This window comes from Xanthobacter aminoxidans (assembly GCF_043193615.1).
GTDB lineage: Bacteria > Pseudomonadota > Alphaproteobacteria > Rhizobiales > Xanthobacteraceae > Xanthobacter > Xanthobacter aminoxidans.
The window spans coordinates 1,263,999-1,274,593 of the sequence record NZ_JBAFUS010000001.1; the positions used below are offsets into that span (position 1 = coordinate 1,263,999).

Below are 10,595 nucleotides of genomic sequence, written 5' to 3' on the forward strand. Positions count from 1 at the left end.
CGCCACACCCACAGGAGACAGCCATGAAGATCGATCTCTCGGGCAAGACCGCCCTCGTCACCGGGTCGAGCGAAGGCATCGGCTTCGCCATCGCCAAGGGGCTTTGGCAGGCCGGGGCGAGCGTCGTCGTCAATGGGCGCTCGGAGGCGAAGGTGGCAGAGGCCGTGGCGCGCATCGGCGGCACGGCGCGCGGGCAGGCCATCGACCTCGGCACCGCGGACGGCGCCGCCGCGCTGGTGGCGGCCGAGCCGGCGTTCGATATCGTCGTGAACAATCTCGGCATCTTTGAGCCGTCCGACTTCTTCGAGACCGACGACGCGGTGTGGGACCGGCATTGGGCGATCAACGTCATGTCGGGCGTGCGCCTTGCCCGAGCCTACCTGCCGGGCATGGCGGAGCGCGGCTGGGGGCGCATGCTGTTCCTCGGCTCGGAATCCGCCTTCAACATCCCGGCGGACATGATCCACTACGGCGTCAGCAAGACGGCCGACGTCTCCCTCGCGCGGGGCCTCGCCAAGCGCATGGCGGGCACGGGCGTGACCGTGAATTCCATCCTACCCGGCCCCACTCTGTCGGAGGGCGTCGCCGCCATGCTGAAGGACGCGGTGGCGGCGGGCAAGACGCTGGAGGAGGCCGGCGCCGACTTCGTGAAGGCCCACCGGCCAAGCTCCATCATCCAGCGGCCGGCGAGCGTGGAGGAGGTCGCCAACATGGCGGTCTACATCGCCTCGCCGCTCGCCTCCGCCACCACCGGCGCCGCCTTGCGCGTCGATGGCGGCGTCATCGATTTCATCGTCTAGCGTTCAGGAGAGACAGGCCATGCCCCCTCGCATTCTCATTGTCGGCGGCTCCATCGGCGGCCTGTTCGCCGCCGTGCTGCTGCACCGCGCCGGCTTCGACGTGCGCGTGACGGAACGCTCGGTGCATGGGCTGGAGGGGCGGGGCGCCGGCCTCGTCGCCCAGCGCGAGGTGTTCGACATCCTGCGGGAAGTCGGCGTGGAGCACCTCGCCCACGTGGGAGTGACGGCCCACGAGCGCATCTATCTCGACCGGGCTGGCGCCATCATCCATCGCCAGCGCACGCCCCAGACCCAGCTCTCCTGGGACGTACTGTTCCGCACCTTCCGTCACCTCCTGCCGGACGATCGCTACCACATCGACCGGCAGGCGGTTTCCGTGGTGCAGGCGCCGGGCGGCGCCCGCGTGACCTATTCCAATGGCACCGAGGAGCGGGCGGATCTCGTCATCGGCGCCGACGGCGTCGGCTCGACGCTGCGCAGCGCGGTTGCGGGCGCGGAGTCCCGGCCCACATATGTGGGCTACGCCACCTGGCGTGGCCTCGTCCCCGAGGCCGAGGTACCGGCGGCGGCCGCCGGACAGCTTTTCGACCGCTTCGCCTTCTACGAGATGCCGGGCTCGCACATCCTGGGCTATCTCGTGCCCGGCCCGGACGGCTCCACCGTCGCCGGCCACCGCCGCTACAACTGGGTCTGGTACCGGCGCTACACGCCGGACGAACTCGATAGCGTTCTCACCGACATCGACGGCGTGCGCCGCCCCTTCTCCCTCGCGCCAGGTCGGGTTCGGCCGGACATCGCAGCCGCGATGAAATCCGATGCCGCGCGCCTGCTGCCCCCGGCCTTCGCCGCCGTGGTGGAGGCCGAGCCGCGCCCCTTTCTCCATGCCATCTTCGACTACGCGCCGCCGCAGATGGTTTCCGGCCGCGTCGCGCTCATGGGCGATGCGGCCTTCGTCGCCCGCCCCCACACCGCCATGGGCGTGGCGAAGGCGGCGGGCGATGCCTTCGCGCTCCGCGATGCGCTCACCCACACCCCGGATATTGACACCGCCCTCTCGGCCTATGCCGCCGTGCGTGCTCCGGTGGGGGCGGCGATCGTCGCCTACGGCCAGCGCCTCGGCGGTTCGCTCGGCTAACCCGATAGTGTAATCAAACCAAGGTAGGGCCCCACTACCTTGCGTATAATTGGCCGTTGCCCGGCAAGACCTATGCTCAACAGAGCCTCGATGGGTTCAGCAAGGCACGGCATCAATGAGCTCCACAATACAAGGCACTCTCGACAGCCCCCCGGAGACAAATTCCGGAGCCCTGCGCGCACGTCTTCGCTCCTGGGGTCCGCGCGCCCTGTTCGGCGTCCGGCTTGCGGCGTCGGTTTGTCTGGCGCTCTACATCACCTATGCGCTCGAACTCCAGAACTCTTTCTGGGCGGCGACGACAGCGGCCATCGTGTGCCAGCCGAACCTCGGCACGTCCCTGCAGAAGGGGCGCTGGCGGATCATCGGAACGGTGGCCGGCGCGCTCGCCATGGTGACGGTGCTCGGGCTCTTCGCCCAGAGCCGATACACCCTCGCCTTCTGCCTCGCCGCGTGGTGCGGCCTGTGCGGGGTCGCCGTCGTGGTGCTTCGCAACTTCGCGTCCTACGCCGCGGCCCTGGCTGGCTTTACCGCAGCCGTGATCTTCGCCGACACCATCGCCGATCCGACGTCGGCCTTCTTTTTCTCCATCGTCCGTGTCAGCGAAATCTGCATCGGCATCGGATCGACGCTCTTCGTCATCCTCCTCACCGACTTCGGCGCCGCGCGCAGGGCCTTCGCCAGCCTTCTGGAAGATATGGCCCGCCAGTTGGTCCGCGGCTTCCGTTCGACCCTCGCCGCGCCGCAAGACGCGCGCGAGACAGGCGTTAGCCCCAGGGAAATCCTGCGGAAGCTGAGCCTGTTTCAGGCCGCAGTCGATGCGGCCATGGCGGATTCCCCGTATCTGCGCTCACGCAGCGGTCATCTGCGTGAGGCCGGCGCGCGCCTCATGGACGCGGTGCTCGGCTGGCAAAGGATTGCCTTGGAGCAGGAAGTTTCCAGCCAACCGAGCGAAGACGTTCATGCGTGCCTGGACACCCTGCTGTCCCGCCTCGATCCGGCCGATCTCGGGCGAGACCCGGAGCGGCTCCGCAGCGCCTGCGCGGAGGCTTTGCGAGCCCTTGAGGCGCTTCCGCACGATGACGCCAGCGCCTCAGTTCTGGCCGATGCGGCCCGCGACCTCGTCCTTTGCCTCCAAGCGACAGCAGGAAGCACTGCCTTGCTCATGGGTGCGAGGGCAGAACGCCGGACCGCACCGTGGACCATCGTCATCGGCGATCCGCTTCCGCCCCTGCTCAGCGGCTTCCGTGTCTTCTCGGCGGTCGCCGCGGCGGCAGCCTTCACCATCGCCACCGAATGGCCGAACGGTCCCCTCGCCATTGCCTTCGTCGCGATCGCCGTCCTGATCTTCGCTCCGGCGGGCGATCAGGCCCGCGTGCTCGTCACGGACTACACCATCGGCTCCATCCTCGTGGTGGCGGTCGGCTGCGGGCTCTATTTCGGCGTCATGCCGTCCATCTCCACCTTCCCGCAGCTCGCCGTGATGCTGGCGCTCTTCCTGGTGCCGGTCGGCTGGATGCAGGCGGGCAGCTGGCACACGCCGCTGTTCCTGGCGATGTCCGTCAATCTCCTGCCTCTGATCGGGGTCGGGAACCCGACTTCCTATGATGCGTCCACTTTTTTCAACATCGCGCTGACGATCATCCTTGGCAACATCATCGGAACGCTGTTCTTCATCATCATTCCGGGGCTGTCGCCCGAGGTGCGGACGCGTCGCCTTCTGGCCCTCTCGGTCCGCGACCTGCAACGGCTCGCGGGCCGGCCAAAGGCCCGGGACGCGGCGCGCTGGACGGCGGTGATGACACGCCGTGTCGAGGATCTCCCGCCCCAGGCCACGGACGAACAGGCGAACTCCCTCCTGACGCTCTTCGTCCTCGGGCGGGCCCTGATCCTCCTGCGCGAAACGCCGGCGGACGAAGTCGAGCGCCGGCTCATCTCTGACGCCAGTGCCGCGCTTGCGGAGGGGCGGGTGGCCCTGGCGCGCATCGCCTTCGGCGACATGGAGCGCGCGCTGGCGGAGCGGGCGGCCTCCCAACCCTCCGAGGCCCCGGCGGTCATTTCGTCGCTCGCACAGATCAAGATCATCACGGACGCGCTCGATGCCTGTTCAGACCTCCTCGAAGGGGCGGACGGTCAGTGCACCAACCTCAGCTAGATCCGGAAAGACGAGATCCATCCCATGTTCTCGGAACTCAATCTCCTCGGCGTGCTGTTCTCGCCCTTTGCAGCCATGATGCTGGCGGCGTGGCTGATGACCATCCCGCTCATCATGTTCGGCAACCGCACCGGCCTATCGCGAACGGTGTGGCACCCGGCCCTGTTCAATCTCGCGATCTACGTGATCGTGCTGTCCCTCACCGTCCTGAGCATAGGAGCAGGTTCATGACCGCCATCGACATCCCTGCCGAAAAGGGAGCCTCCGTTTCGCGTCGCGTGACAGGCGTGCTCCTGACTCTTGCCGTCGTCGGCGTTGCCGGCATCCTCGGATGGCGGATGTGGGAGACCTACATGACCACGCCCTGGACCCGCGACGGCACCGTGCGAGCCTATGTGGTCACCGTGGCGCCGCAGATCTCGGGGCGCATCGTCGAGCTGCCGGTGAAGGCCGACCAGTTCGTCCACAAGGGCGACCTCCTGATGGTGATCGAGCCCTCCGACTACCAGAACGCGCTCGCCAATGCCGAGGCCGCCGTGGCCCGCGCGAAGGCCGACCTCGAGAACAAGAAAGCGGAGGCGGAACGGCGGACGAAACTGAGCGCCATCGCCGCGTCGAACGAGGAAAAGCAGAGCTTCGCGGCCTCTGCGGACATGGCCGTGGCCGCCTATCAGCAGGCCCTCGCCGATCGCGACCAGGCAAAGCTCAACCTCAGCCGCACGCGCATTGTCTCCCCGGTGAACGGCTATGTCACGAACCTGCTCACCCAGGTGGGCGACTATGGCACCAGCGGCCAGCGCGCGCTCTCCGTGGTGGACAGCGACAGTTTCTGGGTGGACGGCTATTTCGAGGAGACCGTCCTGTCCGGCATCCACGTGGGCGACAAGGCGAAGGTCGCGCTGATGGCCTATCCCACGCCCCTCGCCGGCCACGTCACCGGCATCGGCCGGGGCATCGCCATCCCCAATGTGGCGCCGGATGTCTCCGGCCTCGCCTCGGTGAACCCGGTCTTCACCTGGGTGCGCCTCGCCCAGCGCGTGCCGGTGCGCATCGCCCTCGATCCCGTGCCACCCTCGGTCATCCTCTCCGCCGGCCTCACCGCGACGGTCTCGATCTCCGGGAAGTAACGACCGACCCGAGCCGACCGACGGCCCGCCCCGAACCGGGCGGGCCGTATGCGTTCGCGCCGCCTCATCCCCTGCCTCGTCCCCTGCCTCGTCCCCTGCCCCATCATCCTGCGCAAAGACTGTCCCGCGCCATACAAAGGTATGCGGCGGGCATATGTGAAGCCCATTTATTCGGGCTGATCCTGCGGCAATCATATCCTCGTCTTCCGGTTACTTTCACGTCCGGCGACCTGTGCAGTCGAGATGAGCCCCCCTCGCTTGACGGCCTCACCCCCTCATTGCTGCGGGAGCCGCCCATGGGCATCGCGAAAACCATTCGTCCCTATCATGAGCCCGCCGGCGGCTGGGGCGCCCTGAAGGCCATGGGCAGCGCGCTGGTGGAGCAGCACGTCGCCGTGTCCGGCATGGCGACCCTGTCGCGCATGAACCAGCCCGGCGGCTTCGACTGTCCCGGCTGCGGATGGGCGGACCCCAAGCACACCTCGCCCTTCGAATATTGCGAGAACGGCGGCAAGGCGGTGGCTTGGGAGGCGACGGCGAAGCGCTGCACGCCCGAATTCTTCGCCGCCCACACCGTGACGGAGCTCGCCGCCCTCGGCGATTACGAGCTGGAGATGAAAGGCCGCCTCACCCATCCCATGCGCTACGATGCGGGGAGCGACCGCTACCTGCCGGTGCGCTGGGAAGAGGCGTTCGCCCTCGTGGGGCAGCATCTCAATGCCCTGCCAGACCCCAACATGGTGGATTTCTACACCTCGGGCCGCGCCTCCAACGAGGCGGCGTTTCTTTATCAGCTCTTCGCCCGCGAATACGGCACCAACAACTTTCCAGACTGCTCCAACATGTGCCACGAGGCCACCAGCGTCGGGCTTCCCCAGTCCATCGGCGTCGGCAAGGGCACGGTGCTGCTGGAGGATTTCGCGCGGGCCGACTGCATTTTCATCTTCGGGCAGAACCCCGGCACCAACTCGCCGCGCATGATGACCGAGCTGCGCAACGCCTCGCGGCGCGGCGCCACCATCATGTCGTTCAACCCGTTCCGCGAACGGGCGCTGGAGCGCTTCCAGGCGCCGCAGAACCCGGTGGAGATGGCGACGCTCACCTCCACGCCCATCTCCTCGCGCATCTTCCAGGTGCGCGTCGGCGGCGACGTGGCCCTCCTCAAGGGCGTGATGAAGCATCTCGTCGCGGCGGATGAAGCGGCCCGCGCGCAGGAACTGGCGCCGGTGCTCGACTGGGACTTCATCCGCGGCCACACCGCTGGCATAGATGCCCTCATCGCCGACCTCGCCTCGACCTCCTGGGAGGACATCGAGCGCAAGAGCGGCATCGCCCGTGCCGACATCGAGACGGCGGCCGAGGCCTACATGCGGGCGGAGCGCGCCATCCTCGTTTACGGCATGGGCATCACCCAGCATCGCCACGGCACGCAGAATGTGCAGCAGATCGCCAATCTCGCGCTGCTCAAGGGCAATGTGGGGCGCGAGGGCGCCGGCATCTGCCCGGTGCGCGGCCATTCCAACGTGCAGGGCGACCGCACGGTGGGCATCACCGAGGTGCCATCCGCTGCGCTGCTTGATGCCATCGCGGCGCGCTTCGGCTTCACCCCACCGCGCGCCTTCGGCCACAACGTGGTCACCGCGCTGGAGGCCATGCTGCGCGGCGAGACGAAGGTGTTCATCGGCCTCGGCGGCAATTTCGCCGCCGCGATCCCGGACTGGCAGCTCACCCAGGCGGCCATGCGCCGGCTGGACCTCACCGTCCACATCGCCACCAAGCTCAACCGCAGCCACCTCGTCCACGGTCGGGACGCGCTGATCCTGCCCTGCCTCGGGCGGACCGAGATCGACATGCAGGCGAGCGGGCCGCAGTCGGTCACGGTGGAGGATTCCATGTCCATGGTCCACGCCTCCAGGGGTCACAACCCGCCGGCCTCCGCGCATCTGAAGAGCGAGCCGGCGATCATCGCCGGCATGGCGCGAGCGACGCTCGGCAGCCGCTCCAGGGTGAACTGGGAGGCGCTGACGGCGGACTATGCGCTGATCCGCGAGGACATCGAGGCGGTGTTCCCAATCTTCCAGGGGTACAACGCACGGATCAAGCAGCCGGGCGGCTTTCACCTCACCTCCACCGCCCGCGAGCGCATCTGGGCGACGACGTCGGGCAAGGCGAACTTCATCGTCTGCGAAGGCCTGTGCGAGGACCCCGGCGTCACCGGTCACCCGCTCTGGCTCACCACCATCCGCAGCCACGACCAGTACAACACCACGCTCTATTCGCTCTCCGACCGCTACCGCGGCGTCCATGGCGCGCGCGATGTGATCTTCCTCGGCGAGAAGGAGATGGAAAAGCGCGGGCTGAAGCCGGACGACCGCGTCGACATCGTGACCCTCTCCACCGACGGCATCGAGCGCGCGGTCCGCGGCTTCCGCGTCGTCCTCCATCCGTTCCCGGAGGCGAGCTGCGCGGCCTACTACCCCGAGACCAACCCCCTCGTGCCGCTCTACGCGCACGACCCGCAGAGCTTCACCCCGGCCTCGAAGGGCGTCCCCGTGCGCCTCGTGAAGTCCGCCCCCGCCACCGGAGCGAAATGACCATGGACGCCCTTGCGCTCTCGCGCCTGCAATTCGCCTTCACGGTCGGCTTTCACATCCTGTGGCCGACGCTCACCATCGGCACCGCCTGGTTCGTCACCCTGCTCAGCTTCCTATGGTGGCGGACGGGCAAGACCGTCTACCGCGACCTCATGCGCTTCTGGATGCGCCTGTTCGCGCTGGTCTTCGGAATGGGCGTGGTGACCGGCATCGTGCTGAGCTACCAGATCGGTACCAACTGGGCGGGCTTCTCGCGCTCCGTCGCCAACGTGCTCGGCCCGCTCCTCGCCTATGAGACCATGACCGCCTTTTTCCTGGAGGCCGGCTTCATCGGCATCATGCTGTTCGGCGAGTCCCGCGTGTCGAAGGGGACGCACTTCTTCGCCTGCCTCATGGTGGCGGGCGGCGCGCTCATCAGCACCACTTGGATCATCGCCGCCAACAGCTGGATGCAGACCCCGGCCGGCGCCGTCGCGGATGCCGGGGGCATCTTCCATGTGGTGGACTGGTGGCAGGTGATCTTCACCGCCTCCTTCCCCTATCGCCTCGCCCACATGGTGTGCGCCAGCTTCCTCACCTGCGCCTTCATGATCGCCGGTGTCTCCGCCTTCCATCTGTGGCGCGGCCAGCACGTCGCCGCCTCGCGCACCGCCTTTTCCATGGCGCTGTGGCTGGCGCTGGTGCTCGCCCCGCTCCAGATCTTCATCGGCGACCTGCACGGCCGCAACACGCTGGTGGAGCAGCCGACCAAGCTCGCCGCCATGGAAGGCCTGTGGGACACCACGCGCGGCCCGGCCATGACGGTCATCGCCTGGCCGGACATGGCGGCGCAGAAGAACCTCTACGCGCTCGAAATCCCCCACCTCGCCAGCCTCTATCTCACCCACAGCTGGGACGGCGAGGTTGAGGGCCTGAAAGCGGTGCCGCCCGCCGACCAGCCCAACGTGCCGATCGTGTTCTTCGCCTTCCGCATCATGGCCGGCATCGGCATGCTGCTGCTGGTGACGGCGCTGACGGGGCTGGTGCTGCGGACGCGCGGCCGGCTCTACGACACCCGCTGGTTCCAGTACCTCGCCATGGCCACCACCCCCCTCGGCCTTGTCGCGGTGCTCGCCGGCTGGACGGTGACGGAGGCTGGCCGGCAGCCCTGGATCATCTACGGCGTGCTGCGCACCGCCGATGCCGTCGCCCCGGTCACCGCCGGCGCGGTGACCACCAGCCTCCTGATCTTCTTCGCGGTCTACAACCTGCTGCTCCTCGCCTTCGTCTGGTTCGCCGGACGGGTGGCGTTCAAGGGCCCGACCGAAACGTCGCCCGAGGTGGCGGAACGCCCCGGCATGGAGCGCGCCAGTGTCGGCCTCTTCACCAACTCCCCCACCCTTCCGTCGCCCGTGCCCGGCGCCGGACAAGCGAAGGCCTGACCATGACCGAGCTGATGCAGGCGGACCATGTGCCGCTCCTCTTTGCCGCCGCCGCCCTTTTCTGCGTCACGGTCTACGTGCTCGCCGACGGACTGGACCTCGGCGTCGGCATCCTCTTCCTCGCCGCCCCGCGCGATCAGGACCGCGATGTGATGATGGCCTCCATCGAACCCGTCTGGGACGGCAACGAGACGTGGCTGGTGATGGGCGGCACGCTCCTCTTCGCCGCCTTTCCCGCCGGCTACTACGTCCTGCTGCCGGCCTTCTATCTGCCCATCATGTTCATGCTGTTCGCCTTGATCTTCCGGGGCGTCGCCTTCGGCTTCCGCCTGCAGGCGACCCGGTTCCGGCCGGTGTGGGATGCCGCTTTCTTCGCCGGCTCCCTCCTCGCCACCTTCTGCCAGGGGCTCATCCTCGGCGGGCTCATCGAAGGGGTGCCGGTGGAGAACGGCATGTTCGCCGGCAGCGCCTTCAGCTTCCTCAGCGTGCTCGGCGTGCTGTGCGGCATCGGCCTCGTGGGCGGCTATGCGCTCATCGGCGCCGGATGGCTGATCTGGAAGGCGGAGGGGCCGACGCAGGTGTTCGGCCGGGAGATCGCCCGGGCCGCGCTCATCCTCACCGCCGCGATGATGCTGCTGGTGAGCCTGTGGAGTGCCTGGAGCGTGCCCGAGGTCGCGGCCCGCTGGTTCGCCCTTCCCAACCTGTTCTGGCTCGCGCCCGTGCCGCTCATCACCGTGGCGGTGATCGCGGGGATCTGGTGGGCCATCTGGAATGGCCGGGAGGCGCAGACGTTCGTTCTGTCCCTCGTTCTGTTCGCCCTCGGCCTGTTCGGCCTCGTGGTGAGCCTGTGGCCCTATGTGGTGCCCCGTCAGGTCACGGTGTGGGACGGGCTTTCGGATCCCCGATCCCTCGCCTTCCTCGGGGTGGGCGTCATGGTCATCATCCCGGTGGTGCTGGCCTATCAGGCCCACGCCTACTGGATCTTCCGGGGGAAGGTGCAGCACGAAGGGGGGCACGGCGGCTACGGCTGACGACCGCCCGCCCGGTTCGCGATCGCTCGCCCCGAAGCCACATGGCACGGGGCGAGCGATTGCGTGAGTGCGGGCTGTTCCTGTCCCGGGCCCGCCCGTGATCTCATACCCCCAGCGCCCAAAGCAGAAGCACCGCCGCCGTCATCGTCTCCCATGACGCAATCGTTCAAAGCGACCGGCATATTCGACAAGAGACCGATCCCGAACACCGGCACCATGGCGACGATTTTCCGGGACGCATCAGATGCGAGGATCGATGACCATGAGCCAGGCGCCTGCGCGTCGCCTCGGCGGCAATTTGAGGCCGGGGTGGGGGCGGCACACGCGCTCGCTTT

Annotated in this window: 8 protein-coding genes; all 8 read left to right on the forward strand. The window is 68.0% G+C overall.

The genetic code is table 11. The features are described 5' to 3' along the window. Positions 1–23: 23 nt before the first annotated feature. On the forward strand, positions 24–800 hold the full coding sequence (locus tag V5F74_RS05735) for an SDR family NAD(P)-dependent oxidoreductase (protein ID WP_029557449.1): 777 nt from the start codon (positions 24–26) through the stop codon (positions 798–800). Between the two features lie 19 nt (positions 801–819). Beyond that, the gene (locus V5F74_RS05740; protein ID WP_394006784.1) at positions 820–1,935 is read left to right on the forward strand and encodes an FAD binding domain-containing protein; all 1,116 of its coding nucleotides are present in this window, start codon (positions 820–822) and stop codon (positions 1,933–1,935) included. A gap of 49 nt (positions 1,936–1,984) precedes the next feature. Next, entirely contained in the window at positions 1,985–4,087 is a 2,103-nt protein-coding gene (locus V5F74_RS05745) for an FUSC family protein (protein WP_394006786.1), read from the forward strand. 24 nt (positions 4,088–4,111) lie between these two features. Next, positions 4,112–4,318, forward strand: coding sequence for a DUF1656 domain-containing protein (locus V5F74_RS05750; protein WP_029557446.1), 207 nt, complete (start codon positions 4,112–4,114; stop codon positions 4,316–4,318). After that, the gene (locus tag V5F74_RS05755; RefSeq protein ID WP_394006788.1) at positions 4,315–5,214 is read left to right on the forward strand and encodes an efflux RND transporter periplasmic adaptor subunit; all 900 of its coding nucleotides are present in this window, start codon (positions 4,315–4,317) and stop codon (positions 5,212–5,214) included. The genes V5F74_RS05750 and V5F74_RS05755 overlap by 4 nt, the downstream gene beginning before the upstream one ends. Before the next feature lie 296 nt (positions 5,215–5,510). Next, positions 5,511–7,808, forward strand: a complete 2,298-nt coding sequence (locus tag V5F74_RS05760; protein ID WP_394006790.1) for an FdhF/YdeP family oxidoreductase — start codon at positions 5,511–5,513, stop codon at positions 7,806–7,808. A gap of 2 nt (positions 7,809–7,810) precedes the next feature. Then, a complete protein-coding gene (locus V5F74_RS05765; protein WP_394006791.1) occupies positions 7,811–9,229 on the forward strand; it encodes a cytochrome ubiquinol oxidase subunit I in 1,419 nt (472 codons plus the stop codon). A 2-nt stretch (positions 9,230–9,231) separates the two neighbouring features. Next, a complete protein-coding gene (gene cydB, locus V5F74_RS05770) occupies positions 9,232–10,260 on the forward strand; it encodes a cytochrome d ubiquinol oxidase subunit II (RefSeq protein ID WP_394006793.1) in 1,029 nt (342 codons plus the stop codon). Positions 10,261–10,595: the final 335 nt, after the last annotated feature.

Coding starts and splice junctions, on each gene's coding strand:
- V5F74_RS05735 (WP_029557449.1), top strand. CDS start 24: ATGAAGATCGATCTCTCGGGCAAGACCGCCCTCGTCACCGGGTCGAGC.
- V5F74_RS05765 (WP_394006791.1), top strand. CDS start 7,811: ATGGACGCCCTTGCGCTCTCGCGCCTGCAATTCGCCTTCACGGTCGGC.
- V5F74_RS05760 (WP_394006790.1), top strand. CDS start 5,511: ATGGGCATCGCGAAAACCATTCGTCCCTATCATGAGCCCGCCGGCGGC.
- V5F74_RS05755 (WP_394006788.1), top strand. CDS start 4,315: ATGACCGCCATCGACATCCCTGCCGAAAAGGGAGCCTCCGTTTCGCGT.
- V5F74_RS05750 (WP_029557446.1), top strand. CDS start 4,112: ATGTTCTCGGAACTCAATCTCCTCGGCGTGCTGTTCTCGCCCTTTGCA.
- V5F74_RS05740 (WP_394006784.1), top strand. CDS start 820: ATGCCCCCTCGCATTCTCATTGTCGGCGGCTCCATCGGCGGCCTGTTC.
- cydB (WP_394006793.1), top strand. CDS start 9,232: ATGACCGAGCTGATGCAGGCGGACCATGTGCCGCTCCTCTTTGCCGCC.